Annotated in this window: 29 protein-coding genes and 1 pseudogene; 20 read left to right on the top strand and 10 right to left on the bottom strand. The window is 65.6% G+C overall.

The features are described from left to right. Positions 1-20 precede the first annotated feature (20 nt). The 3 genes from BMX07_RS00435 to ribB all read left to right on the top strand — a co-directional run bounded on the left by BMX07_RS00435 (position 21) and on the right by ribB (position 2,430). Positions 21-851, top strand: coding sequence for a DICT sensory domain-containing protein (locus BMX07_RS00435; protein ID WP_090611746.1), 831 nt, complete (start codon positions 21-23; stop codon positions 849-851). Positions 852-1,015: 164 nt separating this feature from the next. Beyond that, positions 1,016-1,723 (top strand): DUF120 domain-containing protein, encoded by a 708-nt coding sequence (locus BMX07_RS00430; RefSeq protein WP_090611742.1) that lies wholly within the window; start codon positions 1,016-1,018, stop codon positions 1,721-1,723. After that, positions 1,720-2,430, top strand: coding sequence for a 3,4-dihydroxy-2-butanone-4-phosphate synthase (gene ribB / locus BMX07_RS00425; protein WP_090611738.1), 711 nt, complete (start codon positions 1,720-1,722; stop codon positions 2,428-2,430). Before BMX07_RS00430 ends, ribB begins: the two co-directional genes overlap by 4 nt. A 9-nt stretch (positions 2,431-2,439) precedes the next feature. Here the strand turns inward: ribB and BMX07_RS00420 are convergent, their stop codons facing one another. After that, positions 2,440-2,808, bottom strand: coding sequence for a DUF7471 family protein (locus BMX07_RS00420; RefSeq protein ID WP_090611734.1), 369 nt, complete (start codon positions 2,806-2,808; stop codon positions 2,440-2,442). Between the two features lie 228 nt (positions 2,809-3,036). On the opposite strand from BMX07_RS00420, the gene BMX07_RS00415 reads away from it, so the two are divergent. After that, entirely contained in the window at positions 3,037-3,564 is a 528-nt protein-coding gene (locus tag BMX07_RS00415; RefSeq protein WP_090611731.1) for a winged helix-turn-helix transcriptional regulator, read from the top strand. 180 nt (positions 3,565-3,744) lie between these two features. Then, on the top strand, positions 3,745-4,683 hold the full coding sequence (locus BMX07_RS00410) for a branched-chain amino acid transaminase (protein WP_090614710.1): 939 nt from the start codon (positions 3,745-3,747) through the stop codon (positions 4,681-4,683). 107 nt (positions 4,684-4,790) lie between these two features. On the opposite strand, the gene BMX07_RS00405 is transcribed toward BMX07_RS00410, so the two are convergent. Next, a complete protein-coding gene (locus BMX07_RS00405; protein ID WP_090614707.1) occupies positions 4,791-5,477 on the bottom strand; it encodes a DUF502 domain-containing protein in 687 nt (228 codons plus the stop codon). A 179-nt stretch (positions 5,478-5,656) separates the two neighbouring features. Between BMX07_RS00405 and BMX07_RS00400 the strand changes: the two genes are divergently transcribed. Continuing rightward, on the top strand, positions 5,657-7,033 hold the full coding sequence (locus BMX07_RS00400) for an MFS transporter (RefSeq protein ID WP_090611727.1): 1,377 nt from the start codon (positions 5,657-5,659) through the stop codon (positions 7,031-7,033). A 97-nt stretch (positions 7,034-7,130) separates the two neighbouring features. Here BMX07_RS00400 and BMX07_RS00395 read toward each other — a convergent pair whose 3' ends face one another. Next, positions 7,131-8,660: a stage II sporulation protein M gene (locus BMX07_RS00395; protein WP_090611723.1), complete on the bottom strand. Its 1,530-nt coding sequence runs from the start codon at positions 8,658-8,660 to the stop codon at positions 7,131-7,133. Positions 8,661-8,769: 109 nt separating this feature from the next. Beyond that, a complete protein-coding gene (locus tag BMX07_RS00390; RefSeq protein WP_090611720.1) occupies positions 8,770-9,093 on the bottom strand; it encodes a nuclear transport factor 2 family protein in 324 nt (107 codons plus the stop codon). 123 nt (positions 9,094-9,216) lie between these two features. Here BMX07_RS00390 and BMX07_RS00385 point away from each other — a divergent pair, with 123 nt between their 5' ends. From BMX07_RS00385 to BMX07_RS00375, 3 genes are all read left to right on the top strand, one after another. Next, positions 9,217-11,016: a Rieske (2Fe-2S) protein gene (locus BMX07_RS00385; protein WP_090611712.1), complete on the top strand. Its 1,800-nt coding sequence runs from the start codon at positions 9,217-9,219 to the stop codon at positions 11,014-11,016. A 66-nt stretch (positions 11,017-11,082) separates the two neighbouring features. Then, positions 11,083-11,586 carry a DUF367 family protein gene (locus tag BMX07_RS00380; RefSeq protein ID WP_090611709.1) on the top strand — a complete coding sequence of 168 codons (504 nt, stop codon included), beginning with the start codon at positions 11,083-11,085 and terminating at the stop codon, positions 11,584-11,586. Between the two features lie 178 nt (positions 11,587-11,764). Beyond that, the gene (locus BMX07_RS00375) at positions 11,765-11,914 is read left to right on the top strand and encodes a 50S ribosomal protein L40e (RefSeq protein WP_090614703.1); all 150 of its coding nucleotides are present in this window, start codon (positions 11,765-11,767) and stop codon (positions 11,912-11,914) included. A 90-nt stretch (positions 11,915-12,004) separates the two neighbouring features. Here BMX07_RS00375 and BMX07_RS00370 read toward each other — a convergent pair whose 3' ends face one another. After that, entirely contained in the window at positions 12,005-12,616 is a 612-nt protein-coding gene (locus BMX07_RS00370; protein WP_090611705.1) for an MBL fold metallo-hydrolase, read from the bottom strand. Positions 12,617-12,827: 211 nt separating this feature from the next. Between BMX07_RS00370 and BMX07_RS00365 the strand changes: the two genes are divergently transcribed. The 7 genes and pseudogenes from BMX07_RS00365 to BMX07_RS00335 all read left to right on the top strand — a co-directional run. Next, a complete protein-coding gene (locus BMX07_RS00365) occupies positions 12,828-13,004 on the top strand; it encodes a DUF5786 family protein (protein WP_090611699.1) in 177 nt (58 codons plus the stop codon). A 3-nt stretch (positions 13,005-13,007) separates the two neighbouring features. Then, positions 13,008-13,586 carry an endonuclease dU gene (locus BMX07_RS00360; protein WP_090611695.1) on the top strand — a complete coding sequence of 193 codons (579 nt, stop codon included), beginning with the start codon at positions 13,008-13,010 and terminating at the stop codon, positions 13,584-13,586. Positions 13,587-13,694: 108 nt separating this feature from the next. Next, on the top strand, positions 13,695-14,291 hold the full coding sequence (locus tag BMX07_RS00355) for a uracil-DNA glycosylase (RefSeq protein ID WP_090611692.1): 597 nt from the start codon (positions 13,695-13,697) through the stop codon (positions 14,289-14,291). A 217-nt stretch (positions 14,292-14,508) separates the two neighbouring features. After that, complete coding sequence (locus BMX07_RS00350) at positions 14,509-14,877, top strand: hypothetical protein (RefSeq protein WP_245742014.1); 369 nt, start codon at positions 14,509-14,511, stop codon at positions 14,875-14,877. 54 nt (positions 14,878-14,931) lie between these two features. Further along, complete coding sequence (gene hisH, locus BMX07_RS00345) at positions 14,932-15,594, top strand: imidazole glycerol phosphate synthase subunit HisH (RefSeq protein ID WP_090611682.1); 663 nt, start codon at positions 14,932-14,934, stop codon at positions 15,592-15,594. A 740-nt stretch (positions 15,595-16,334) separates the two neighbouring features. Continuing rightward, positions 16,335-17,603 carry an RNA-guided endonuclease InsQ/TnpB family protein gene (locus BMX07_RS00340; RefSeq protein WP_090611678.1) on the top strand — a complete coding sequence of 423 codons (1,269 nt, stop codon included), beginning with the start codon at positions 16,335-16,337 and terminating at the stop codon, positions 17,601-17,603. Positions 17,604-17,653: 50 nt separating this feature from the next. Beyond that, a pseudogene (locus BMX07_RS00335) lies at positions 17,654-18,397 on the top strand (cell division control protein Cdc6); the annotation flags it as partial. 40 nt (positions 18,398-18,437) lie between these two features. Here the strand turns inward: BMX07_RS00335 and BMX07_RS00330 are convergent. Beyond that, complete coding sequence (locus BMX07_RS00330) at positions 18,438-18,794, bottom strand: hypothetical protein (RefSeq protein ID WP_090611675.1); 357 nt, start codon at positions 18,792-18,794, stop codon at positions 18,438-18,440. A gap of 341 nt (positions 18,795-19,135) precedes the next feature. Here BMX07_RS00330 and BMX07_RS00320 point away from each other — a divergent pair, with 341 nt between their 5' ends. Together BMX07_RS00320 and BMX07_RS00315 are read left to right on the top strand one after the other, a co-directional pair. Continuing rightward, positions 19,136-20,311 carry a sensor histidine kinase gene (locus BMX07_RS00320; protein WP_090611667.1) on the top strand — a complete coding sequence of 392 codons (1,176 nt, stop codon included), beginning with the start codon at positions 19,136-19,138 and terminating at the stop codon, positions 20,309-20,311. Between the two features lie 84 nt (positions 20,312-20,395). After that, positions 20,396-21,514: a tRNA (guanine(26)-N(2))-dimethyltransferase gene (locus BMX07_RS00315; protein WP_090611659.1), complete on the top strand. Its 1,119-nt coding sequence runs from the start codon at positions 20,396-20,398 to the stop codon at positions 21,512-21,514. A 5-nt stretch (positions 21,515-21,519) separates the two neighbouring features. Here the strand turns inward: BMX07_RS00315 and BMX07_RS00310 are convergent, their stop codons facing one another. Then, positions 21,520-21,720, bottom strand: a complete 201-nt coding sequence (locus BMX07_RS00310) for a hypothetical protein (RefSeq protein ID WP_090611655.1) — start codon at positions 21,718-21,720, stop codon at positions 21,520-21,522. A 181-nt stretch (positions 21,721-21,901) separates the two neighbouring features. Here BMX07_RS00310 and BMX07_RS00305 point away from each other — a divergent pair, with 181 nt between their 5' ends. Then, positions 21,902-23,227 (top strand): YihY/virulence factor BrkB family protein, encoded by a 1,326-nt coding sequence (locus tag BMX07_RS00305; RefSeq protein ID WP_090611650.1) that lies wholly within the window; start codon positions 21,902-21,904, stop codon positions 23,225-23,227. 180 nt (positions 23,228-23,407) lie between these two features. Here the strand turns inward: BMX07_RS00305 and BMX07_RS00300 are convergent, their stop codons facing one another. Together BMX07_RS00300 and BMX07_RS24930 are read right to left on the bottom strand one after the other, a co-directional pair. Continuing rightward, positions 23,408-24,205, bottom strand: a complete 798-nt coding sequence (locus tag BMX07_RS00300) for an alpha/beta fold hydrolase (RefSeq protein WP_090611646.1) — start codon at positions 24,203-24,205, stop codon at positions 23,408-23,410. A gap of 83 nt (positions 24,206-24,288) precedes the next feature. Continuing rightward, complete coding sequence (locus BMX07_RS24930) at positions 24,289-24,651, bottom strand: hypothetical protein (protein ID WP_245742012.1); 363 nt, start codon at positions 24,649-24,651, stop codon at positions 24,289-24,291. Between the two features lie 34 nt (positions 24,652-24,685). On the opposite strand from BMX07_RS24930, the gene BMX07_RS25365 reads away from it, so the two are divergent. Next, positions 24,686-24,817 carry a hypothetical protein gene (locus BMX07_RS25365; protein ID WP_281246908.1) on the top strand — a complete coding sequence of 44 codons (132 nt, stop codon included), beginning with the start codon at positions 24,686-24,688 and terminating at the stop codon, positions 24,815-24,817. Between the two features lie 15 nt (positions 24,818-24,832). On the opposite strand, the gene dcd is transcribed toward BMX07_RS25365, so the two are convergent. Then, entirely contained in the window at positions 24,833-25,435 is a 603-nt protein-coding gene (gene dcd, locus BMX07_RS00290) for a dCTP deaminase (RefSeq protein WP_090614700.1), read from the bottom strand. Between the last annotated feature and the right edge of the window lie 56 nt (positions 25,436-25,491).

The raw sequence follows: 25,491 nt of genomic DNA, 5'->3' as shown, positions 1-25,491 counted from the left end.
GCAACGAAGAACGTGTGCAAGTGACTCTTCGAGCGTTCATCGACGACGTCGGTTCGCCCGACCGGACGATCGCGGTCGTCAACGACGACGCGACGGGCCCTCTGACGGAGATGCTCGCCGAGACGTTCGCGGAGCAGCCGATCACCGTCGAACCGGGCGAGACGATTCCACCCGATTCGGATCTCGACCCGCGGATACGCGCCCCGCTCGAGCGAGACGGCGATACGGCCGTCCTGCTCGAGGAGGGCCGGCCGATCGCGGCGTCCCCGATGGCCGCGCTGTACGATGCGATCCTCGCGATCAACTCCGATCTGTTCGTCACGGGGGCGCGCGGCGTGGCGGAGATCGACCTGCCGGCCGTGCTGGCGACCCTCGACGAGACGCGGCTGCGTCTCCGCGGGTATCCGCTCTCGCACAAGGAGAAGTTGCTCCTGATCCTGGTCTCCCGCTACATCGAGCAGCGCGCCTGGGCGACGGGCAGCGGAACGCTTCACAGCGCGTTCCAGCGGCTCTCGCGGATCGGCGACGAGATCGGAACGAGGGACGTGTACGCCGACCTCGCGGCGACCGACGTCGACACCCACGTCTACGGAGTCGACGACGGGACGACGGTCGATCTCGACGTGACGGAACACACCGGCAGCGACGAAGAGTACCGAGACGGGTGGTTCGTCGTCTACGAACCCGACGACGGTGCCGGCCTCGACGGCTCCGACGACGACGGCGGGTCGAACACCGGGCCCGCAGCGCTGGTCTGTCTCGAGACGGAGCCGCGGGTCTGGGACGGGTTCTGGACCTACGATCCCGACCGCGTCGCTGCAATCGCGGACTACATCCGACGCGCCCTGTAGCTCCCGCGCCGCTGCCGACCCCGACCGGACCCGTCGGATCGGTGGCTTTTTGCACCCGGTCTCCAACCTCCGAGTACGCGGAAAACGTTCGTGAACTGCGTCACAGTTTCGTGACGCATTCCACATTCGATATGCTTTTACCGGTATGGGATATACGTGCGTGTATGTCAGTGATAGCCGAGTCCGCCGTCGGGCACGACGAACTCGCCGTGCTCAAACTCCTCGCACTCGAGGGTGGACTCGAGGGCGACGTCAAGATCTCCTGTTCTCACCTCGCGGACCGTCTCGACGCATCGAACCAGACCGCCTCGCGGCGGCTCCAGCGCCTCGAGAGCGCCGAGCTGCTCGAGCGCGACACGGTCAGCGACGGCCAGTGGGTCGCGATAACCGAGACCGGCGAGGGGACGCTCCGCGCCGAGTACGAAGACTACCGTCGCATCTTCGAGACCGACTCGCGGATCACACTCGAGGGGACCGTCACCAGCGGGATGGGCGAGGGCCGCCACTACATCTCCCTGTCGGGATACAAACGGCAGTTCGAGGAGCGACTCGGCTTCGAGCCGTTCCCCGGGACGCTGAACGTCGACCTTCGCGAGGAGAGCGTGCGCCGCCGCAGCGCAATGGCCTCGCTCGAGCCCGTCCCGATCGACGGCTGGGAGTCGGACGAGCGCACCTACGGCCCCGCGGTCTGCTACCCCGCGACGATCGAGACCGCCGACGGCGAGACCTACGACGACGCCTACACGATCGCCCCCGAACGAACCCACCACGACGACGACCAGCTCGAGGTCATCGCCTCCGACAAGCTCCGCGAGGAACTCGCCCTCGAGGACGGCGACCACGTCACCGTCTCGGTGGGTGATCGGGAATGACTGGTCACCACGCCGGGCCACAATCGAACGCTGACGGCGGCGCGGCCGGCGCGAACGCGGCCGCGAATTCGTTCGAGCACGCCCTCGAGTCCCTGCGAGCGGGCGAGCCGATACTCGTCCACGACGCGGCCGACCGCGAGGGCGAGACGGACCTGATCTACCACGCCGACGCCGTCACGCCCGAGGCCGTCGCCAGACTGCGCAACGACGCCGGCGGGCTGGTCTGCGTCGCACTGGGCCACGAGGTGGCGGCGGCGTTCGATCTCCCCTTCTATTCGGAGGCGGTCGACCACCCCGCGACGGCCGACCACGAACTCGGCTACGACGACCGCTCGTCGTTCTCGCTGACGGTCAACCACCGCGATACCTACACCGGAATCACCGACGACGACCGCTCGACGACCATCCGAGCGCTCGGCGAGGCCGCCGCCGCACCCGGGAACACGGCGTTCGCCGACGAGTTCCGCGTTCCGGGCCACGTTCACCTGCTCAAAGCCGCGCCCGACCTGCTCGGTCAGCGCGAGGGACACACCGAACTCGGCGTCGCCCTCGCCGAAGCGGCCGACCTCACGCCCGCCGTCGTCGTCTGCGAGATGCTCGACGACGAGACCGGCGACGCGCTTTCCCCCGCCGACGCTCGCGCCTACGCGGATCGGTACGGGTTCGCCTACCTCGAGGGGCGAGACGTGCTCGAGCGACTCGGGTAGGGCAGGCACTCAGTCGCCGTCCGTTTTCGAAGCCGCTGGATCGGGTTCCGCGTCGGTATCACCGACCGGTCCGCTCCGATACGCCGCGTAGAGGATGAGCACGGCGATGGTGAAATCGAAGCCGTGCTCGACGAGGTGGTGGATCGTCATCGGAACGAGTCCGAACGCGGTGCCGAGGCCGATGACCGACCGCGTGACGAGGAGGCCGAGCACGACCGTGATCAGCAGATACCGGAACGATCGCCGCCGGGAGTACGCCACGACGCCGCAACAAAAGAGGAGTGTCGTCCCGACGACTGCGAGGACGAGCACGACCAGTAACACCGGGGCGAGTTGTGGATCGAGCCACGACATTTCGAACGGACTCGTGTGATCCATCGATACGACCGTACATCGTCGATGACGGTATCTATGTGCTTCGGTCGTGTCACTGCGTCCCGTTCCGGCGGCCGCTCGCCACCGCGGTCTCGAAGACGGGGTCGACGACCGACGACCCGTTCTCAGCCGTCGGGAACGATCAAAAGGCGTTATCAGGAACACACGGCTAGGTGTCGGTAGCAGTCGCCGTTCGCTCCACAGAGAGCCACCGGATACAGACCGATTCCAATGAGCGACACTCGAGACCAGATCAGAGCCCACGTACAGGCCAACGCCGGTATCCACTTCAACGAACTCGTCAGAGAGTCGGCGTACGCACCGGGGCAGATCCAGTATCACGTCCGTCGGCTGATCGACGCCGACGACCTCGTCCGCGAGGAGTGGTACGGACAGACTCACTACTACCCGCCGCAGTACGACCCGTGGGAGCGGACCGCACTCGCGCTGTTTCGGCGCGAGACGGTCCGCGAGATCGTCGTCTACCTGATCGAGCACGAACCGAGCCGACCCGACACGGTTGCGGCGAAACTCGACATCGCCCGCAGCACGCTCGAGTACCACCTCGACCACCTGATCGAGGGCGACATCGTCACGAAGACCTACGACGACCGCAACCGCGTGACGCTCTCGCTCGCCACCCCCGAGCAAACCGCGCAACTGCTCGCAGAGGTTACCCCCACCGTACCGGACCGGCTGGTCGATCGGTTCACCCGCCTCGTCGACGGCCTGCTCGAGAATCCGGCCGACTCGCGGTAAGCGTCCGGGACCGGTTTCGGCCCCGTCACTGTCGTGGTCGAGGCGATCCGACTCCGCAATCGGGGCGACCGACAGCGTGTCGAGTCGTCGTGGAACGGCGACGGGTCGCTCGATCTCCGCCTCGATCGTCGAACCCGAAACCGCGAACACTTAGTACAGTGGCTTTCAACACTCTCGATTATGGGATTCGACGAGATGGACGTCGACACGATCTGGATGGACGGCGAGTTCGTCGACTGGGACGACGCGCAGATCCACGTGCTCACGCACGGGCTCCACTACGGAACGGGAGTCTTCGAAGGAGCGCGCTGTTACGATACCGAAAACGGGCCCGCGCTCTTCCGGTGGGAGGAGCACTTGGAGCGGCTCTACCAGTCCGCGAAGCCGTACGAGATGGAGATCGACCACACGCCCGCGGAGCTCACCGAGGCGACCAAAACGCTCATCCGGCGACAGGAGCTGCCGTCCTGTTACGTCCGGCCGATCGCCTACTACGGCTACAACTCGCTGGGCGTCAGCCCCAAAGACTGCCCCACCCGTACCGCCATCGCCGCCTGGCCGTGGGGGACTTATCTCGGCGAGGACGCCCTCGAGGACGGTATCGACGTGATGATCTCCTCGTGGCGGAAACACGCCTCGAGCCAGATCCCGACGAATGCCAAGACCACCGGTCTCTACGTCAACAGCATGCTCGCGGGCGAGGAGGCCCGCCGAAACGGCTACGCGGAGGCGATCGTCCTCAACAAGGAGGGCAACGTCGCCGAAGGCCCCGGTGAGAACGTCTTCCTCGTGCGCGACGACGAACTCTACACGCCGGGCCTCTCGGAGTCGATCCTCGACGGCATCACTCGTGACACCGTGATCCGGATCGCCGAGGAACTGGGATACGCCGTTCACGACGACGTCTCCATCTCCCGCGGCGAACTCAACACCGCCGACGAGCTGTTCTTCACCGGCTCGGCGGCAGAAGTGACACCCATCCGGAAGGTCGACAACGTCGTCATCGGCGACGGCTCCCGCGGCCCCGTCACCGAGGACATCCAGCAGCGGTTCTTCGACATCCTCGAACAGGCCCCCGAGGAGTACGACGAGTGGTTCGAGTACGTCGACATAGAGTGACCCCGACGGGTTCTGGGTAGAACGACACACGCTCACGGCCGCGCCTCGCTTCGTTCGGCGGGCGGATTTTGCTCGTCCGATCGCGCCGCAGCGATCGCGATCGGTCGCTAGTCGTCGGCGCGGTCGGTTCTCGCCTCGTCGACCACGTCGATGGAAATGCCGGCGTCCATGCCGCGGCGGTTGGCGTCGCCGAACCCGGCGCTCAGCACGCGGGTGAGCGCGTCCTCGACGTCCTCGTCGAGTTCGGTGATTCGCTCGGGTTCGACCTCGACGACGTAGCCGGTCGTGATGTTCGGCGACGTGGGCAAGAAGAGCACCTCGCGACCGTCGTCGGCCACCTTGCCGGTCTTGAACGCCGTCATCCGGAGCCCCTCCCAGGTCTCGAGCTTGACCGGTTTCTGCAGCGATTCCTGCTCGCCGAACGCCGTCTCGGCGGCCATCTTCGAGGCGTTGTAGACGACCCGGATCACGGGGACGCGGTTGGCGACGTTGTCGACGAGTCGTTCGACCAGCCCGCCGACGGTCGTCCGCATGAGATACCCCACCGAGAACGTGAGGATGATGAACACCGTCAGGGCGACGATCACCCGGAGAAACTGGGCGAGTTGCCTGCGCGTTTGTCCGGCCTGTTCACTCGTGCCCGGAATGAGCGGTTCGAGCGCGCCTGGTTCGAGAATGAGACCCGGCGTGATACCGGCAACGAGCCCGTAGAGCCAGTAAATCGCGTAGAGCGTGATGAGAATCGGGACCAGAACGATCAGCCCGCTCGCGAAATCCCGTTTCCACGAAGCCATGTCCTGCAACTCACACTACTGGCTAATGAGCCCTTCCCTTTGTCGTATCACCGTCGCGGGATCGAGTGCCCCGAGCGGTGGACCACGGAACCCGCTCGTCGTGACGACCCGGTCCCGATTCGGGAGTCGACGCGGCCGACGAACCAACTTTCAAGCCGGGAAGACGAGTAGCGAACCGTATGAGCCTCGAGCAGGACTCTCCGGAGGGGGCGGCCGATCCGCTGGACCCGTTCCGGCAGTTTTTCGCGCTCGAGCGCGACGTGCTCGTCCTCTCGGCGGCGATGTTCGCGTTCAGCCTCGGCTTTCAGATGACCAACCGGTACATGGCCGAGTACCTGTCGGCGCTGGGCGCATCGGCGTTCGTCATCGGTCTGTTCGGCTCGTTCGGGAACGTCATCAGCGCCGTCTACCCCTATCCGGGCGGGGCGATCTCGGACCGGATCGGCTCGCGATACGCCCTGACCGCGTTCGGCCTCTGCTCGACGGTCGGCTTCGCGGTCTGGTTGGCCGCCCCCGTCGTCGCCGACGTCTCGATCGGCTCGACGTCGCTGGCGGTAGTCGCGATCTTCCTCGGCTTGCTCCTCGCGCAGGGCTGGAAGTCCTTCGGACTCGGGGCGACCTTCGCGATCGTCAAGCAGGCAGTACCGCCCTCGCAGCTGGCCGCCGGCTTCGCGAGCACGGAAACGTTCCGCAGGACCGCGTTTCTCGTCGGCCCGCTGGTCGCCGCCGCGCTCTTCTATCCGTTCGGCTCGAGTGACGGCGAGATCCGCACCGCGTTCCAGCTGATCCTGTTCGTCGCGGTCGTCTTCGGCGTCCTCGGAACGATCGTCCAACACGTCCTCTACAGGCCCGACGAAGACGATCTCGGCAAGCGGTTCGAGGGCGTCTCCCAGCTGCGTACCGATCTCCGGACGATGCCCGACGAACTCCGGCCCCTGCTGGTGGCCGACACGCTCGTCCGCTTCGCCAACGGGATGGTGTACGTCTTCTTCGTCATCGTCGTGACTCGATTTCTCGGCGTCGGACTCTCGCTGTCCCTTCCCGCGGTCGGCACCGTCGACCTCTCGCCGCAGTCGTACTTCGGCGTGTTGCTGGGAATCGAGATGGTCGTCGCGTTGCTGACGATGATTCCGGTCGCCAAGGCGGCCGAACGCGTCGGACTCAAACCGGTCGTCGCGATCGGCTTCGCCGTCTACGCGGTCTTTCCGATCATGCTGATCTCCGCGCCCGACGACGCCGGCGTCCTCGCGGCGCTCTTTGCCTTCTCCGGGCTGCGGTTCGCGGGGCTGCCGGCGCACAAGGCGCTGATCGTCGGCCCCGCCGAGCGAGGCGCGGGCGGACGCGTGACCGGCGCGTACTACCTCCTGCGGAACCTGATCGTCATCCCGAGCGCCGCGATCGGCGGACTGCTCTGGAGCGGCTTCTCGAACCCGCTGACCGGCGCCGAGCTGTTCGCCGGCGATCCGCGGGTCGCGTTCGGTCTCGCGACCGGTATCGGCGTCGTCGGAACCGCGTACTTCCTGCTGTTCGGCGAGGAATTCGAGGCCTACCAGTAGAGCACGCCAGCCCGCAGCGTCACTGCGAGCGGGTCGGCCCGCTGACCCGGATGCGGCGACGTCGTCGACGCGACTGCCCGCAACGATACCGGTCGTCCTACAGGAACAGCCGGTAATAGTACGGGCTCACGAACCCTTCGATCACCGCCGCGATCGCGAGCAGGATCCCGATCCCGACCAGTACCCAGAACGCCCGCTCGAGCGCGTCCGCGAAGTCGGTTCGGCTCGCACGGCCCTGCCACGTTCGCCAGGCGGTCGCGCCGACGGAAATCCCGAGCGCGCTGGCGATCAGAATCGCCGGAATCTCGACGATGCCGTGGGGGACCATGAACGCTGCCAGTTCCGTCGGATCGACCTCGAGACGGGCGGCGATCCCGATGGCGATGCCGTTGAACAGCAACGAGATGACCGCCGGGATCGCGAACGCGACGCCGGCGTAGGCCGTCGTGAGCGCGACGAGCCAATTGTTGCCGAACAGTTCGAGCGCCATCGCCGGCGGGAGCCATCCCTCGAGTCTGGTCGCGATCGACGCCTCGAACGTGCCGACGAACGGCTCGGCGGCCATCCAGCCGACCCAGAATCCGAGGAGTGCGAGGCCGACGACGAGCGCGTGCGTCCCCGGCGTCGCGCGGACGAACGACGTCATCTCCGTCCAGCCGCGTCGGAGCCCGCCCCGAAGCTGCTGGCGAAGCGATTCGGTCGGCGGCTCCGGCGGGGCCAATCGATCCCGGTAGCCACAGTAGATGGCCGTCTTCAACAGATCCAGGGCGGGAAGCAAGACGAGCGTGGAGACGAGCGAGCCGATCGTGACGACATCGACGAGCGAGAGGAGGCCGACGACACTCGAGACGCCGACCAGCGCCACGAGAGCGACGATGTAGTAGAAGAGCGCGTCGACCGGCTGTCTGCGGACGAACCCGGCAGCGCGCCACAGCGACGCGAAGACGCCCGCGTCGTCGACGACGACCGCGACCGGTGCGAACGCGAACAGCGCCCGGACGACGAGCAGGACGACGAGCGCGACGAGCATCGCCAGCAGGACGGCGAGGGGTGCGACGACCATCGAGCCGGTCGCGAGCGAGCCGGCTCCGGCGAGCAGCACCGCCCCGAAGCCGACGGTGACGAGCACCGCGATCCAGCAGAGCAGTTCGAGCAGGAAGAGCCCGAGAAACCGCAGCCAGTAGCGCCGAGCGCCGTCGACGCCGGCCAGCAGTCCGCGGTTGTCTCGCAACCGGCTGTAACAGGCTGTGAGCTGTCCTGCGGCGACGCCAGCGGACAGCAGCGCGAACAGCAGGACGCTCACGAGGACCGTTCCGAGACCGAGGACGACGAGCTGTGGCGTCAGTAGCTGATCGACGATCGGCTCGAGACCGTTAGCCCACGTCTCGAACGCCTCGGGATCGGCGTTCGGGTCCGTCGGCGGCGATCCCAGTTCGGTCAGCGCCGTTCGAATCGACTCGAGTCGCCCGGTCGTCGCGAGAACGATGTAGGCGATCGCGATCGCGACGAACGGAACGACGCGAACGATCGCGGTGACGGCGACGCCGAGGACGTACATCGGCAGGAGATCTGCCGGCCGGCGACGCAGAACGGCGACGACGGCGGTAACGAAGTCCGAGAGAGCCATACCCGCCCTTAGTGTATCAATTAAATAAACCCTCTCCCCGCGCGCAACGTGCGGTCGGGACGTCCATCGAACGGCTCCCCAATCGATCGGCGTGACGGATACACCGACGTCACCGCGAGTACGTCTCGAGACGGCGTATCTTCCCGGCCTCGATCGCGAAGAAGTCCGCGAACTCGAAGAGCGTCGTCCCGTCGTCGATCACGCGGCCGCGGACCGCGACGCGATCGGCCTCGACGATCACCGACTCGAGTTCGTGGCTGGTGTCGGGGTTCGGCCGCTCCGCGCGCATGAACGCGACGAACGCCGCGCGGTCCTCGAACGTCCGGTCGGGACGGCGCTGGACGAAGTCGGGCGAGAGGAGTCGCTCGAGCGCGTCGTACGCGTGTTCGTCGAGTGCGTCGTAGTACCGCCGAACGAGAGCGGCCGCATCCATATCCGCCCTTTCGTCGCGATCACCAAAAGCGTGCCACTCTGCTGACTGGTCCGGACGTGTCATGCGTGCTACAACAACTGCGTTCAGCGAACGCTTACGTCGTTGTGTGGCAACCGATCCCATATGACGACGGACGAATTCCGGCCGGCTGTTCCGCTGGACGACCTCGAGGCGACGGGCCGCGAACTGGTCACGATCGATGGCGCGGCGATCGTGTTGTTCCACCACGAGGACGAGGTTCGGGCGGTCGACAACCGCTGTCCGCACATGGGGTTTCCTCTCGCCGAGGGGAGCGTCGAGGACGGGATTCTCACCTGTCACTGGCACCACGCCCGGTTCGAACTCTCCTGTGGCGACACGTTCGATCCCTGGGCCGACGACGTCCGAACGTACCCGACCGCGATCCGAGACGGGACCGTCTACGTGAACCCGAACCCGTCCCGGGAGTTACCGCCCGACGAGCACTGGGCGGATCGCCTCGAGACGGGGCTCGAGGAGAACCTGCGGCTCGTCGTCGCGAAGTCGACGATCGGGCTACTTGACGCCGGCGTCGACTATCGCGACCCGATGGCGACGACTCTCGCCTTCGGGACCACGTACCGGGAGTCGGGGTGGGGATCGGGATTAACGATCCTCGGGTGCATGGCGAACGTGATCGACGATCTCGCCCCCGACGACCGAAAGCGAGCGCTGTACACCGGCGTTCGCCACGTCGCGGACGACTGTGCCGATCAGCCGCCGCATTTCGAGCAGCCGTCGTTTTCGACCGACGAGGTCGCCTTCGATCGGCTGAAATCCTGGTTCCGGGACGCCGTCGAGGTTCGCGACGCCGACGGCGCGGAACGCTGCCTCCGAACGGCCATCGCGACGGGTCGATCCGAGGCCGAGGTCGCCGAACTCCTGTTCGCCGCCGCGACCGACCACCCGTACCTCTCGAGCGGACACGTGCTCGACTTCGCCAACACGGCCTTCGAGAGCCTCGAGCACGTCGGGTGGGACCACGCCGAGAGAACGCTGGCGAGCCTGGTCGACCCGCTCGTGACCGCCGACCGGAGCGACGAACGATCCGCGTGGCGACAGCCGGTCGACCTCGTCACGCTGCTCGAGGACGTCTACGGGGGCGACGTGACGGCGACCGGCGGGCTCGAGCGCCTCGCGCGCGAAGGGGACGGGGCGTCGTGGTCGCCGCCGGCGGGACTGCAGGAGACCCTGCGATCGGACGACCCCGACGCGATCGTCGACGCGCTCGCAACGGCCGTTCGCGAGGGGGCGACGACCGACGCCCTCGCGGGGGAGGTGGCCCACGCCGCCGCGACGCGCGTCGCCCAGTTCGGCACGGCCAACGAGTTCGCCGACTGGAACACGGTCCACCACACGTTTACGTACGCCAATGCCGTCCACCAGAGCGCGCGGCGGACGGACGCGATCGAACTCTACCGCGGCGTCTTCGACGCCGCCCTCAACGTCTACCTCGACCGATTCCTCAACACGCCGCCGGCACCGATCCCCGAACCCGGGGCGAACGACACCGGCCGCGACGCCGAGGCGATCCTCGAGGACCTCCTCGAGACCTTCGACAGGGAGGGCGCAGTGAACGACGCGGGGCGACTCGTCGCCGAGTACGTCGACTGCGGCGGCGACCCCGCGCGCCTGAAGCGAACGCTCGGTCACGGACTCCTGCGCGAGGACGCCGGCTTCCACACCCTCCAGAACCTCGAGGCGGCGTTCCGGCAGTTCGATCTCGCCGCGAGCGCCGCCGAACCGACGGACCGCACCGACCGCGACCTCGAGCGCCGCCAGCGGGTTCCGCTGATCGCGACCGCCCGGTACATGGCCGCACACTTCCCGACCCGGCGACAGGCCGAGCAGACCTTCACGATCGCCGCACGCCTCAACCGTGGCGAGTCGATCCACGACGAGTAGCCGCGGCGACAGCGGGTCCGCTCGCGTTCCGCGGTCCTTTTCTCCCGGTGGGCCCTAGTCGCGTTCGTGGAGTGTCACGTCTACTACGAGGGCGACGACGACCCCGAGAAGTGTACCGCGCGTCGCCTCGAGAAGTTCGACAAGGCGACCCTCTACCGGTCGATGGGCCAGGTACCGTACGGGGTCGTCCTCAACCCCCACGCCGAGCGGGCGCTCTCGCCGGCCGATCTCGAGGCGGGGCTGGGAACGCTGGTCGCCCTCGATTGCTCGTGGGAGTCCGCCGAGGCGGCGTCGTTCCGCATGCGCGGCGTCCACCGGGCGCTCCCCTTCCTCGTCGCCGCGAACCCGATCAACTACGGCCGCCCGTTCCGGCTGACCACCGTCGAAGCGCTCGCCGGCGCGGCCTGTATCTTCGACGACTGGGAACTGGCCGCGGACCTGCTCGAGCCGTTCCGCTGGGGCGAGACCTTCCTGACGCTCAACGAGGAGCCGCTGCGCCGATACAGCGAGTGTACCGACTCGAGCGACGTCGTCGCGGTCCAGGAGGAGTACCTGGCCGACGAAGAGTGACGGCGTAGCGGCCTCGTACTCCCGTCGCCAGCGGTCGCCGCCGACCGCGGGTCGCAGTGCCGGCCCGAGCGCCGTCCACCGACCCTCCATCCCTCTCGATCGTCGTCATCGTCGCCGCGGGAATCGATCCCCCTGGCCGGATCACAGCGGTTAAATGCACTACGCGCAAAGGGCGGGTATGGCCAGTTTCGACGCCGCTGAGAAACGGATGCTCGAGAAGATGATCTGCATGCGCTGTAACGCTCGCAACTCCAAGCGAGCCAACCGATGCCGCAAGTGCGGCTACGCGAAGCTTCGCCCCAAGGCGAAGGAGCCGCGCGCCGCATAATCGAGCGCTCTCTTCTCATATCGGTTCTCTCACCGGGCGACGACCAGCGGCCGCTCGGCGCTCGGTTCACCGCGGCGAGAGCCACCGGCCTCACTCGTCGGGGTACTTCGGTTCGCGCCGTTCGGCCCGCTCGAGCGCCGTCTCGACGACGTCGCGCACGTCGCCGTGAAAGACGCCGCCGTGACCCGCGTACATGTGCTCGACGCGCTCGGGCATGCGCTCGAGCAGGTCGCGGATACTCTCGATGAGACGCTCGCGGGACTGCCCGGCCATGTCGGTGCGACCGAAGCTGCCGTAGTCGAACGCGCCGTCGTCGTGGACGACGACGTCGCCGGAGAACAGCGACGACTCGGAGACCAGCGAGACGTGATCGTCGGCGTGGCCCGGAGTGAAGACGACGTCGAACGCCTCGTCGCCGATCCGGACCGTCTCGCCGTCGTCGATCGCGTGGGTCCGCGTCGGATGATCGTCGTAGGCGTACACCGCGGGGTCGAAGGCGTCGCAGACGGCCTCGAGCTGGGCGACGTGATCGCCGTGCTGGTGGGTCAGGACCACGGCCTCGAGCTCGTCGACGTGGTCGCGGATCTCGTCGACGACGCCGTCCATCGCACCGGCGTCGACCAGCGTGGTCCGGTCGCCGACGGCGAGGTAGGCGTTGCACGTGAACGTCTCCGCGTCCTCGGTGACGTGATAGACCTCCATACCGGCTACTCGACGGCCGACGGCAAAAACGGTGCCATCGAGGCAGGACGGAACGGCGCCGCTCGAGTACCCCATTACGTTCCTGATTTCTTATACGTGATGGACAGACCATTCGTACTGAGACCTCTTTCTAACGTGTTAGCTGCTTTAGAAACCATCATAAACTGGTGACCACGAAATTTTTCAACCGGAATCCCGTAGTGAACACCGTATGGGATTCGGGAGCTACGACGAATCCGAGCAACAGGATGTCGACGCTGATTTTGACGACGACGACGCAGTAAAATCGGGAGAGAACAGCCACGACGGAACCATCGAGTTCGAAAACGGTGCGTCCAGCGACGAGTTACTCGATCGACTCAAGGAAATCAAAGACGAGAGCGACTGACGAATGAAGCCCGGGGTGCGGGCGCTGGGGATCGCCGAATCGTACCGCGACGGCGGGAATCGGAGCACCCTCGCGGGTGCCGTCGTTCGCGCCGACCGCGTCCTCGACGGACTCGCGTATCGATCGTGTACCGTCGGTGGGACCGACGCGACCGACGCGGTCATCGGGCTGATCGACGAGTTCGGCCGCCCGGACGTCCGGTACGTCCTGCTCGGCGCCGTCGCCCCCGCGTGGTACAACGTCCTCGAGCCCTCGCGTATTTCCGAGGCGATCGATCGGCCAGTGATCGCCGTCACGTTCGAGGCGAGCGACGGCCTCGAGGACGGCCTCCGAGCGGCGTTCTCCGGACCCGACCTCGCGGAGCGGCTCGCGACCTATCGGGCGCTGCCGGAGCGACGCGACCTGTCGGTCAACGACGAAACCGTCTACGTCAGACACGTCGGTCTCGAGCCCGCCGACGCGGACGCGGTCGTCCGTGCGTTCACGCCCGACGGCGGCCGTCCCGAGCCGATCCGCGTCGCACGGTCGGCGGCCCGAGCGGCCGATTCGTACGCGTACGCTCGATCGCTCGACTCACGGTGACGAGCCGCCGAAACCGATCCGCGTCCTCCGCCAGCGGCGGATACCGGTCGCTCACGGCCGACGCGTGCGTCCCGAAAGACGTAGGAGGCGACCGCCTGAGCAACCAGTATGGGAGAGATGGAGGACCTCTGTGTCACGGAGTGTACGCGCTGTCCGGCGCTCGTCGAATCTCGGAGCCGGATCGTCGACGGTACCGGGCCCGAGGACGCCGACCTGCTCTTCGTCGGCGAGGGGCCCGGTGCCAACGAGGACGAGCAGGGCGAACCGTTCGTCGGCCGCAGCGGCACCGTCCTTGACGACGGCCTCCGAACCGTCGGCCTCGATCGGACTGACGTTCGCATCAGCAACTGCGTGCGCTGTCGGCCCCCGGAGAACCGCGATCCGACGACGGACGAGCTCGCGAACTGCCGGGGCTACCTCGAGCGGGAAATCGCCGCGCTCGATCCCGAGGTGATCGTGACGCTGGGGAAAGTGCCCAGCGAACACCTCCTCGAGCGGTCGGTCGCGGTCACCAAGGAGGCGGGCGACCTCGCGGACGTTCGGATCGACGGCACGCCGCGGCGACTCCTGATCTGCGTGCATCCGGCGGCGACGCTGTACGATCGCAGCCAGGCGGAGACGTTCGAGAACGCGCTGCAGCGGGCGGCGGAGCTGGCGGGCGTCGACGACAGCGAGGGCGGACAGTCGCGACTGGACGGCTTTTGAACGGCCGGACGCGACCCCGTCGGCGACCGGTCGGCGATCGGTCGCCGACGCGGCGGCTTCGGCGAATCCGAACGGGGAGAGGACAGTTCACCGAGTATATTAGTTCGGACTGTCAATATCCGGGACGATGTCCCCTGCGCCCGACTCCGCCGTCCCCGCGAATCCAGCGTGGCGATACGGTGTGTACCTGTTTCCGATCGCACCACTCTCGACGCTGATGTCCAACGCCGCATTCCGCCTCTTCGTGCGGAGCGCCGACGCGGAGTCCGTCGGTATCGGGCTGGCCTCCTTCGCCGTGACCGTCCTCGCCAGCTGGCTGTCGTACCTGTTCGCCGCCGTCGTCGCGGTGGCACTGATCATGGATGCGCTCGCACTTCGGGATCATCCGGCGTGGAATCCGAACCCGTGGCTCGCGGGCGCGCTCGGACTCGTTCACGTCGCCGGGGCGGTACTGGCGATTCCGTACCTGTTCTCGGTTCCGGCGATCGGGTACTACGTGTACCGACGACGACAGCGCGTCGACGGCACCGACGATGGCGAGTACGGACCGGCCGAGTCGTCGAACGATCGACTAGGACTCGAGTAAGGGGATCGTTGCCCGAATGGTAATTCACTTCAACGCGCCCCGCCGAGTAGACGTATGAGCACCGTTTCGTCTCCACAGGAGGAAGCGCTGGCCTCCGTCGTCATCGTCGACTACGGGCTCGGGAACCTTCGCAGCGTCACTCGCGGACTCGAGCGCGCGGGTGCCGACGTCGAGATCACCGACGATCCCGCGGCATTCGCCGCGGCCGACGGCGTCGTCCTGCCGGGCGTCGGCGCGTTCCGCGAGGGCGTCGAGAACGCCGACCCGCTCCGCAAGGATCTCCTCGAGGTCGCCGAGCGCGGGACCCCGCTCTTCGGCATCTGTCTCGGCATGCAGATGCTGCTCACGACGAGCGAGGAGGGCGACAACGACGGCGAGTCGGCCGTCCAGGGACTGGATCTGATTCCCGGGACCAACGTCCGGTTCGCCGAGGGCCAGAAGGTCCCCCACATGGGCTGGAACGAACTCGAGGTGCAGCGCGAGCACCCGCTCGTCGAGGGCGTCGACGGGCGGTACGCCTACTTCGTCCACTCCTACTACGCGGCCCCCGACGACGAGAACGCGACCGTCGCGACGACGGAGTACGAACGCGAGTTCCCCTCGATCGTCGCGAACGAGGCGGGCACCGTCTTCGGCACGCAGTTCCACCCCGAGAAGAGCGGTGAGACGGGGCTCCAGATTCTGCGGAACTTCGTCGAGATCTGCGCCGAGGAGTAATCGATCCAGAAACGATAGGTGAAGTGACAACCAAACGACTCGTTTTGAGTCGCTCAAAGACTCGGTTCGATCTGACCGTTTTGTCAGATCGGAGGGCCAATACGGGAGCGTACGAAGACGGAGACGCACCCCTCAGTGCCGCTGTAAGCCTCCGGGACGTGGCCTGTAACCTGGTATTTTCTTCGAATATGTTCGATTCAATTGAGTGGATGGTTCGGCTCTTCTATTGATCGATTCGAAGAACGGTAGCATTATGTATTATTACTGTGTCATCGTCCACTGAGTGTTTTGAACGCGGATGGATCCGGTCGGTTTCGAACGCAAACTCGCCGCTCGAGTTGATCGGGGCCGTCATGGCGACCTATCGGATCGGGTTTTAGAGTCCCTCACTCACGGGATGTTCTCCAAGAAACGTTCGCTTCCGGTGGCCCCACATCGCTGAAGTCTTACAGCGGCACCACGGGGTGTGCGTCTCCGAATACAGCGGCATCGAGGGGTGGAGAACAAACGACTCGAATCCTAGAGGGCCCATTTTGGACATATACAGCGGAAATTCGGGGTTCGAAACGGAGTAGTTCGGCGGACTTATCGAAGTCGCAAGGCTAAAACCCCGCCCTTCAGGGCGGGGATACAGCCGACAACACCTCCACTAACCACGCTCGATAGCATCGCCGGATATTCCACGCCCGGTCGTTACTTTTAATATATGATTTCTCATAACTAGTTATGAACACAGTCCGATGTTGGAGACAACCCGCACCTACCGAGCGAAAATCGTCAACTACTCCCAAGTGAGCGACGACCTCGATGACTGTGGGTTCTCTGCGTCGAAACTGTGGAACGTCGCCCGATACTACACGCAAGGCCGATGGGACGAAGACGGGGAAATCCCCGACGACGGCGAACTCAAATCCGAACTCAAGGAACACGAACGATACAGTGACCTGCATTCTCAGTCAAGTCAGCGAGTTCTCGAAGAGCTTGCTGAGTCGTTCACCAGTTGGTACAAAGCACGCCAACGCGGAGACGAGGACGCCAACCCACCGGGCTATCGCAAACACGGCGACAAACACCCGCGTTCCACCGTGACGTGGAAGCAGAAAGGCATCAAGCGCGATCCCACACACAACAAACTCCGTCTGAGCAAAGGATTCAACCTGAAGAACCACCGCTCGGACTTCATCCTCTGCGAGTACGAAACGCGGCCTGATGTGGTTGTGGAGAACATTCAGCAAGTACGAGCCGTCTGGAACGGCGATGAATGGGTACTTCATCTCGTTTGCAAGGTCGAAATACCCGTCAAGGACGCTCCCGGCGACAACACGGTGGGCATCGACCTCGGCATCAAGAACTACCTCGCCATCGCCTACGATGATGGAGATGCTGAGCTGTATCCGGGGAACGTACTGAAGCAGGACAAGCACTACTTCACTCGTGACGAGTACGACACCGAGGGCAAGAACGGTCCGTCACGCCGTGCCCTTCACGCCCGGCAGAAACTCTCGCGTCGGAAAGACCACTTCCTGCACGCACTCGCCAAGCACATCGTTGGACAGTGCATCGACCACGAAGCCGGTCGCATCGCCATCGGTAACTTAAGCGATATTCGAGAGGACGAGAACGGTGACGCTCGGAACTGGGGCAAGCGTGGAAACAAGAAACTCCACGGATGGGAGTTCAACCGCTTCACTCGCTTGCTCGAATACAAAGCAGAGGAACACGGTATCCTCGTTGACCGAAAGAGTGAGCGGGATACGTCAAAGACGTGCTCGTGTTGTGGCCGGAAGCGTGACTCGAATCGTGTGGAGCGTGGGCTGTACGTCTGTAAGTCGTGTGGTGCAACGATGAACGCGGACGTAAACGGTGCGGTGAATATTCGCAGAAAGATAACTCAGAATCCCCCAACCGGGGATATGAGTAACGGTCGTTTGGCACGGCCAGTAGTTTACCTGTTCAACCAAACCTCTGGGTCGTTCCACCCGAGGGAACAGGTAGGTTGCGAACCCTAATATCCCAACGCTCGGGAATCTTCGCTCTTCAGGGCGGGGAGGATGTCAATCTGGACGAGGTAGACAAGATCGAAGACGATGCGATCCTGATGCAACTTTCACGAGCAGTCGAATCTGGCAAACTGACCGAGAGTAAGATCGGCGTCATCGGTATCTCGAATAAAGTCCGATACAAAGATTCACTCGGTGAGCGGATCAAATCGAGCCTCTGCGAGCGAGAATACGTCTTTTCGCCGTACGATGCGACTCAGATCCAACAGATTCTCCGGTCGCGTTCCGACGCATTCCACGATGATGTCCTCGAGAAGGGTGTCGTACCACGCGTTGCAGCGCTCGCTGCTCGCGAACACGGTGACGCGCGGAAAGCGATCGACATTCTCCGCTTCGCCGGCGAAATCGCCGAAGAGAACGATCGCGACTCAGTCACGGAGGCATGCGTCGATCAGGCTCACGAACGCGAAGAAACCAGCCGGCTGGCTGAACTCATCTCCAAGAGCCCGAGTCACGCGAAACTAGTTCTTGAGGCGATGGCGCTGCTTACGCAACAAAAAGAGCGTGACAACGCGCCCGTGACGACGAACGAAGCGTACGATCTCTACAAGCGACTCAGTGATCGGGACAAATCCGACCACTTGAAACTCCGTCGTGTCCGCGATATCCTCTCGGAACTCGAGTTTCTCTCGATCATCGATCAGGAACGCAAGTGGGCAGGAAGAGGGAAAGGCAACTACATGGAGAACCGATTAATCGACGATCCAGAGGTCATTATTGCGGCCTGTAACGAATCCGAGTAGTAACAGTCCTCCGATTCCGTGCGAGACAGTAGTAATCTAATTACAGCAACTCGCGAACCTCCGAGTACCACATGTCGTGGTAGTCGACGTGGCCGACCCGGCGAGCGATCGCGACCGCCAGCGAGTGCCAGCAGCGCTCGGTCGGATCGTCGGCGTCGAGGTTGTACTCGCTGTCCTTGCAGGTACAGCCGCCGTCCTCGACGATGTACTCGTCGTCGTAGCCGACGACGATCGTGAAGTCGCGGTAGGCTTTCACGCGGTTCTCGCCGACCGCTTCGATGGCGCGAACCCCGCGGTCGCCGTGGATCCTCGAGATCTCGCCGACGAGTTCGGGCGTGAGCTCGCCGGCTTCCTCGAGAGCGGCCTGCCATCGTTCGACGGGGTTGGCCTCCGACACGTCCGTGACTGTGCACCGAACTGTAAAATCGGTTTGGTTGTCGCCGCGCGGTGGTGGAACGACGGCCGTTCCCTGCGCGCGGTTTGGAGCGGGACCGAACGAAGCCGGACGATGGGACCGAACGAAGTCGGACGATGGGACCGAACGAAGCCGGACGATGGGACCGAACGAAGTCGGACGATGGGACCGAACGAAGCCGGACGATGGGACCGAACGAAGTCGGGCGGAACCGGCTCGAGCGTCGCACCGCGCTCGGCCGTGTGACGTGACGGATCGGTCGAGATTCGTCGTAACTGAACGCCAGCGGAACCCCAAAATAGACGCGACACCGAGTAACGCCGATGGTCCCACGGAACCGGGTCACGCTCCCTCTCGGGAGCAACGGTGCAATCGAGGCGATCGGGGGCCTCTACGTCGTGCTCGCGATCGGGTGGGCGTTCGAACGGCTGGTCGGCGGGAGCCCCGTTTCGAACGTCGTCCTCGTCGCGAGTTTCATCGGCGTCCCCGGCCTGGTGCTCCTGTACGGGAGCCATCGGTTGCCCCGGACGGAGGTCCGTCCCGAGTTCTATCCGACGGTCGTCCGCTGGTGTCTCGGCGGACTCGGGTTGTTGCTCGGCATACTCGTCGTCTACCAACTCGAGCCCGCGGAGAGCGTGACCGATCCGCTGCGAGCGGTGCTGGTCCTCACGGCGTTCGGGAGCGTCGCGGGCTTCGGCGTCGGGATCAACGACGCGCTGGCAAAAACGCGGGCCCACGAACTCGACCGTCGGAACCGAGAGCTACGACGAATCAAAGCGCGACTCGAGGAGACCAACGGCGAACTCGAGGCGTCGAACGAGCGCTTGGAGCAGTTCGCCTACGCCGCCTCCCACGACCTGCAAGAGCCCCTCCGAATGGTCACGAGCTACCTCACGCTCGTCGAAACCCGGTACGGCGACGAGCTCGACGCGGACGGCCGGGAGTTCATCGACTACGCCGTCGAGGGTGCGGAGCGGATGCGCACGATGATCGACGCACTCCTCGAATACTCCCGCGTCGGGACGCAGGGCGGTTCGTCCGAACCGGTCGACCTCGCGGCCGTCTTCGCGACCGTCAGGAAGGATCTCGAAGTGTCACTGGCCGAAAGCGACGCGACGCTCGAGACGGCGGCGTTACCCTGCGTCGAGGGCGACAGGAACCAGTTACGACAGCTGTTTCAAAACCTGGTGAGCAACGCGATCGAGTACAGCGGCGACGAACCGCCGCACGTTCGCGTCACTGCCGAGCGAAGCGGTTCGAACTGGACGGTGTCCGTCGCCGACGAGGGGATCGGCATCGATCCGGCCGACGCCGATCGGGTCTTCGAGGTGTTTCAGCGCCTGCACAGCCGCGAGGAGTACGACGGGACGGGGATCGGGCTCGCGCTGTGTAAGCGGATCGTCGAACGCCACGGCGGCGAGATCCGGGTCGAGTCCGAACCGGGCGGCGGCTCGACGTTCTCGGTGACGTTACCGGCGACCGACGCCTGCGACGAGTGAGCCCCGCGCGGGCACCCTCGGCGTCGCCCGCCGGCACCCATCCGAGACCACACGGTTTTTCGCCCGCTACCGACGAGACGTGGTATGCGCGTCACCGAGGGCGGGGTCGAACTCGAGGTCCCCGGGGAACAGACCGACGGCATCGAGGAGGCGGTCTTCTACAATCCGCGACAGGAGCTGAACCGGGATCTGACGATCGCGACGCTTCGAGCCTACCGCGAACGCGAGGAGCGCGCCACGTCGTATCTGGACGCGATGACCGCGAGCGGCGTTCGCGGCGTTCGGGCCGCTGCCGACGGCTGGGACGTGACCTGCTGTGACGTCGACGAGGAAGCGGTCGATCTCGCCCGGGCGAACCTCGAGCGAAACGGCTGTGACGACGCGCGGGTCGCCCACCGCAACGTCAGTTCCCTCATGCACGACGAGCCATTCGACGTGATCGACCTCGATCCGTACGGGACGCCGATGCCGTTCGCCGACGCGGCGTTCGCGAACTGTCGGGACCTCGTCTGCGTCACCGCGACCGACACCGCGCCGCTGTGCGGCGCGCACTTCAACAGCGGCGTCCGCTCGTACTCCGCCGTCCCCCGCAACACGGACTACCACGCCGAGATGGGCGTGCGGATTCTCATCTCCGCGCTCGCACGCAGTGCCGCCCGCTTCGACGTCGGTATCGAGCCGATCCTGACCCACGCGACGAGCCACTACGTCCGGACCTACCTCGAGTTGGAACACAAGGCCACGTCGGCCGACGGGGCGATCGACGAGTTAGGCCACTGCTACCACTGCGAAGACTGCCTCTACCGGGAGACAGAGCCCGGTCTGATCGCCGATCCGGTCGAGACCTGTCCCCACTGCGGCGGGAATCGGCTGCTCACCGCCGGTCCCGTCTGGCTCGGCCCCGTCCAGGACCCGACGTTCATCGCCGCGGTTCGCGACGAAATCCCCTATACGTTCGACACTGCACCCGAGGCTCGAGAGCTCTGTGACACGCTCGCGGCGGAGCTCGACGAACCGACCCACTACGACCAGCACAAGCTCTGTCGGAACTGGGGGCTGCCCGCGAACGCGATGGACGAGTTCCTGGCCGACCTTCGCGACGCGGGCTACGCGGCGTCTCGAGCCCACTACGGGGGGACGACGTTCAAGACGGACGCGAGCGTCGGCGAGATCCGCACGGCGACCGAGGGGAACCTCGACTGATCGAGTTACGGCACGTCGGCGTACAGGCGGACGAGTCCGCATTCGGGGCAGCAGACCCCCTGCAGTTTCGTCGTGTTTTGCAGCCCGATCTTCCCCAGGAGGCCGTCGCGTTTCCCGGTCGCGATGGACGGGCGCATCCCTTCGCCGTCGCGAACGGTGACCGGTTCCATCGTCACGCCGCAGTCCGGACAGCGTCGCTGATCCATGGTATACGATCGGTCAACGAACGAAAGAATCCTGCGGTCGGGATCGAGAGGCGTCGCCGAACGCCCCTGCGTACGCGCCGAAACGGGAGACTACAACCGCGAGGTGGCCACCGGGTCGCGGACGCGAGACCGGGCGGTCCGACGTAACAGTCCGTTGTGCGCCTGTGCCGTGCGATTACATATGACAGGGACGCTCGAAAGAGCGTGCGTGATCGATCACGGACGGGGATTCGACGTGACGAGACGAGTCCTTCGGCTCGCGAAGGACCAGCAGTTGACGTTGCTCGCGGCCGGGGTCGCCTACTACGGGTTCCTCTCGCTGATCCCGTTGATGCTGCTGGCCCTCGGCCTCGCCGCGTCGATCGGGGGTGACGTCCTGGCCAACCGACTCACCGCGGCCGCGAGCGACGTCCTCACGGTACAGGCCCAGCAACTGCTCACGGAGGCGGTCACCGACCAGACCGGTCGACGGGGCGCGACGGTCGCCGGAATCCTCGGGCTGCTCTGGGGCTCGAGTCGCGTCCTCCGCGGCCTCGATCGGGCCTTCTCGCAGGTGTACGGTACCGTCGGGGAGAAATCGCTCCTCGATACGATCTGGGACGCGATGATCGTCTCGCTGGTCATCACCGCCGGCCTCGCACTGGTCGGCGCGCTCGAGCTCGCGTTCCGGTTTCTCCCCGGGATCGAGATCGGCGTCGTCGGACAGCTGTTCGTCGTGTTGGGATTGTTCGTCACGTTCCTGCCGTTGTACGTCGTCTTTCCGAACGCGAACGTGGGCGTTCGCGAGGCGACGCCAGGGACCGTCATCGCCGCGGTCGGCTGGTTCGTCCTCAGTCGCACGTTCTCGCTGTACGCCAGTCTGCTCACCGAGTACGCGATCTACGGCGCACTCGGCGCCGCTTTTCTCGTCCTCATCTGGCTGTACGTCGGGGCGATCATCCTCGTCTTCGCGGCGGTGGTCAACGCGGTCCTCGCCAACCGTGAAGTGGATCGGCAGCTACAAAGTCCCGGACACCGACAGATTTCGACAGAAGCGATGACCGACGACGCTACGGGTGCCGACGAGGGGGCGACGGAGGACCGCGCGAGCGACCGTGCGACCGCGAGGAGCGCCAGCGCCCGGACGCGCGATCGTTCGAGCGACGCCGCAGCCCTCCGCGAGGAGATCGAGCGGCTGCGCGACCGCGTGGACGCCTTCGAAGACGACGTCGAGAACAGGACCGTCCGAAAGGAATCGCTCGAGGGCGATCTCAAACGCTACGTTCGGCGACGGGTGCGACGCGGCCACGCGCAGGACTGGGGACCGTACCTCGTCTTGCTCTACGGGACGGCGATGTCGATCGCGGCGTTTTACTTCCTCGACGGCCCCTGGGCGATCCTCTCGATGCTCGTCGTCTGGACGTCGACGCTCGGCGTCTACGTCCTGATGGTCCTGTTCGGCTTCGGGATTTCCGTGCTCGGGCTTCCGGGCCGCCTCCGAAACGCGATCGGTGACCGACGCTCCTGAAATCGCTCGCTCGGCCGCTCCTCGACGGTTCTCGGTCCAATTCTAGAGCTACCGAGACACATCTGCGCTGGGTCCCGCGGCTCTTCCTCGCGAGCGATCCACTGCGGCTGCTCGGGCGGCGCTGTTGTCGGCGATCGACGATCCGCGAGCAACGACGGGCGAGCACGCCGACGGCTGCACCTACTGTTGGGCGGGCGCGACTCGGCGAACGAACCGTCGAACCCGGTCCGTATACGTGGCCGGTCGGTGGAGGTTACAGATGTGACCGGCGTCCGCGAGCACTTCGACGTGGCCGTCACGTGCCGCAGCGGCGTGGGCCTGCTCGCCGCGGCGCATGAGTTTGTCGTTCTCACCGTTGAGCACCAGTGTCGAACCGGGATAGGTCGAGAGCTTCGCTCGGAAGTCCACGCCGGCGATGTCGGGCCCCGCGTCGCCGAACTGCTTCGGGTAGAAGCCGGCGTCGATGATTTCCCGTTCGATATCCGGCGAGAGGTTCCGATTGCGCACCCAGCGCGCCGCGAGTTTCTCGACGGCACGTTTCCCGATATCGGGTTTGGTCAGGAGCCGCGACAGCCCGCCGGTCAGCCGCGTGCCGAGGTCCATCTTCCCCGTCGGATTCACACTGCTCCCCGACAGCACCAGCGCGTCGACGCGATCCGGATGGCGGTAAGCGAACTCCGTCGCCGCGTAGCCGCCGAGCGAGAGCCCGACGAGCACCGCCGAGCCGTCGGTGTGGCGCTCGAAGGTGTCCTCGAGGACGTCGATCGCCGGCTCCATCCGGAACGGGTTCCCGGCGCGGGTGCCGTGGCCCGGGAGATCGGGGGCGACGGTGTGAAACTCCTCGCAGAGCTCGCGCTGCTGGGGCAGCCACATCTTCCGCGTGAATACTGCGCCGTGTACGAACACGATCGACTCCGCGTTCGACGGCCCGGCGACGTCGACGCCCTCGACGCCGCCGCTCTCGTCTGTCCAGTCCATAGCCGTTGTTCGTATCACGAGGAGGATCTTAGTAGATCGCCCGGCGAAGTACGGCGCAGTGGTCGGCTCCCGCTGGTGTGGGGCTATTCGTCGTCGCTGTCGGCGTCGCTCCGCTTCGTCTCGTCGGCGGGGTTCGTCTCCGGTGTTCCCTCCGACGACTCACCCCGATCGGCGCTCGCGTCGGCCGTCGGCTCGTCCCGGATCGGAAACGATCCCTCGAGCAGGACCGCATCGTCGGTGATCTCCCGTATCGATTTGCGATCGAACGCGACGATCTCCGCTGCGCCCTTCTCCCATCCGAGCGAGGACTTGACCGAATCGACGACCGTCGGGTCCGGTCTGACGTGAACGACGTCCCCCTCGACCGCCGCGACGACCCCGACCGTCTCGCCGTTGCTGTTCTCGACGGGTTTGTCGACGTCGTCGTCCGTAAACGTGGCACACATACCGGCAGCTTTCGCGACTCGAGGCAAGGCGGTGGTGCCTGCAACAGCCTGTCGGCAGGGCGAGCGGGGGAGCGCTCGAGAGGCGACCGAGTTGCTCGTGGCGGTCGTCGTTTGCGGGAGAGATCGGTCGGACGGTTCCCACCGCGACGAACGGCTCGAGAACTGACTCCCGACCGGCGGTTCACTCCTCGCGCTCGAGCTGATCGCCCCCGAACTCGTCGTCGCTCTGGATGCGCGAGGCCTGGGGACCGTCCTGATCCTGATATTTCGAGCCGCGATCGCTCCCGTAGGGCCGCTCCGCGGCCGTTTTGAGCTCGGTAAACGTGAGCTGCGAGATGCGCATGCCGGGCGTGAGCGCGACCGGTGCGGAGCCGAGGTTCGAGAGTTCGAGCGTGATCTGGCCGCGGTAGCCGGGATCGCACAGCCCGGCCGTGGCGTGGACGACGACCGCGAGCCGTCCCAGCGACGACCGGCCCTCGACGTGGGCGATCAGGTCCGCCGGAATCTCGACGCGCTCGTGGGTCGTCCCGAGGACGAAGTCTCCCGGGTGGAGAATGAAGTCGTCGCCGTCGTCGACGACTGTTTCGGTGACGTACTCGTCGACCTCCTGCTCGGAGTTCGGGTGAATGCAGGGGATGTTCGTCCGCTGGAACTCGAGGAACTCCCGTCCCAGCCGGAGGTCGACGCTCGCGGGCTGAATCTGCAGTTCCGGGTCGTCGAGGGGATCGACGACGAGGTCGCCGGCCTCGAGGCGCTCGAGGATGTCCGCGTCGGAGAGGATCATACGGAGTAGGAGCGAGTACGGGGCCCTAAATTCCTCGGTCCACGTTCGGTCCGGCG

Origin of the sequence: Natrinema salaciae, from assembly GCF_900110865.1 — an archaeon.
GTDB lineage: Archaea > Halobacteriota > Halobacteria > Halobacteriales > Natrialbaceae > Natrinema > Natrinema salaciae.
The sequence above is the reverse complement of the archived record's forward strand: the minus strand, read 5'-3'. Positions and strand labels throughout refer to the sequence as shown.

Excerpts from the sequence above, each read along its gene's own strand:
- BMX07_RS00430 (WP_090611742.1), top strand. The coding sequence starts at position 1,016 with ATGTCAGTGATAGCCGAGTCCGCCGTCGGGCACGACGAACTCGCCGTG.
- ribB (WP_090611738.1), top strand. The coding sequence starts at position 1,720 with ATGACTGGTCACCACGCCGGGCCACAATCGAACGCTGACGGCGGCGCG.
- BMX07_RS00420 (WP_090611734.1), bottom strand. The coding sequence starts at position 2,808 with ATGGATCACACGAGTCCGTTCGAAATGTCGTGGCTCGATCCACAACTC.
- BMX07_RS00415 (WP_090611731.1), top strand. The coding sequence starts at position 3,037 with ATGAGCGACACTCGAGACCAGATCAGAGCCCACGTACAGGCCAACGCC.
- BMX07_RS00410 (WP_090614710.1), top strand. The coding sequence starts at position 3,745 with ATGGGATTCGACGAGATGGACGTCGACACGATCTGGATGGACGGCGAG.
- BMX07_RS00405 (WP_090614707.1), bottom strand. The coding sequence starts at position 5,477 with ATGGCTTCGTGGAAACGGGATTTCGCGAGCGGGCTGATCGTTCTGGTC.
- BMX07_RS00400 (WP_090611727.1), top strand. The coding sequence starts at position 5,657 with ATGAGCCTCGAGCAGGACTCTCCGGAGGGGGCGGCCGATCCGCTGGAC.
- BMX07_RS00395 (WP_090611723.1), bottom strand. The coding sequence starts at position 8,660 with ATGGCTCTCTCGGACTTCGTTACCGCCGTCGTCGCCGTTCTGCGTCGC.
- BMX07_RS00390 (WP_090611720.1), bottom strand. The coding sequence starts at position 9,093 with ATGGATGCGGCCGCTCTCGTTCGGCGGTACTACGACGCACTCGACGAA.
- BMX07_RS00385 (WP_090611712.1), top strand. The coding sequence starts at position 9,217 with ATGACGACGGACGAATTCCGGCCGGCTGTTCCGCTGGACGACCTCGAG.
- BMX07_RS00375 (WP_090614703.1), top strand. The coding sequence starts at position 11,765 with ATGGCCAGTTTCGACGCCGCTGAGAAACGGATGCTCGAGAAGATGATC.
- BMX07_RS00370 (WP_090611705.1), bottom strand. The coding sequence starts at position 12,616 with ATGGAGGTCTATCACGTCACCGAGGACGCGGAGACGTTCACGTGCAAC.
- BMX07_RS00365 (WP_090611699.1), top strand. The coding sequence starts at position 12,828 with ATGGGATTCGGGAGCTACGACGAATCCGAGCAACAGGATGTCGACGCT.
- BMX07_RS00360 (WP_090611695.1), top strand. The coding sequence starts at position 13,008 with ATGAAGCCCGGGGTGCGGGCGCTGGGGATCGCCGAATCGTACCGCGAC.
- BMX07_RS00355 (WP_090611692.1), top strand. The coding sequence starts at position 13,695 with ATGGGAGAGATGGAGGACCTCTGTGTCACGGAGTGTACGCGCTGTCCG.
- BMX07_RS00350 (WP_245742014.1), top strand. The coding sequence starts at position 14,509 with ATGTCCAACGCCGCATTCCGCCTCTTCGTGCGGAGCGCCGACGCGGAG.
- hisH (WP_090611682.1), top strand. The coding sequence starts at position 14,932 with ATGAGCACCGTTTCGTCTCCACAGGAGGAAGCGCTGGCCTCCGTCGTC.
- BMX07_RS00340 (WP_090611678.1), top strand. The coding sequence starts at position 16,335 with ATGTTGGAGACAACCCGCACCTACCGAGCGAAAATCGTCAACTACTCC.
- BMX07_RS00320 (WP_090611667.1), top strand. The coding sequence starts at position 19,136 with ATGGTCCCACGGAACCGGGTCACGCTCCCTCTCGGGAGCAACGGTGCA.
- BMX07_RS00315 (WP_090611659.1), top strand. The coding sequence starts at position 20,396 with ATGCGCGTCACCGAGGGCGGGGTCGAACTCGAGGTCCCCGGGGAACAG.
- BMX07_RS00310 (WP_090611655.1), bottom strand. The coding sequence starts at position 21,720 with ATGGATCAGCGACGCTGTCCGGACTGCGGCGTGACGATGGAACCGGTC.
- BMX07_RS00305 (WP_090611650.1), top strand. The coding sequence starts at position 21,902 with ATGACAGGGACGCTCGAAAGAGCGTGCGTGATCGATCACGGACGGGGA.
- BMX07_RS00300 (WP_090611646.1), bottom strand. The coding sequence starts at position 24,205 with ATGGACTGGACAGACGAGAGCGGCGGCGTCGAGGGCGTCGACGTCGCC.
- BMX07_RS24930 (WP_245742012.1), bottom strand. The coding sequence starts at position 24,651 with ATGTGTGCCACGTTTACGGACGACGACGTCGACAAACCCGTCGAGAAC.
- dcd (WP_090614700.1), bottom strand. The coding sequence starts at position 25,435 with ATGATCCTCTCCGACGCGGACATCCTCGAGCGCCTCGAGGCCGGCGAC.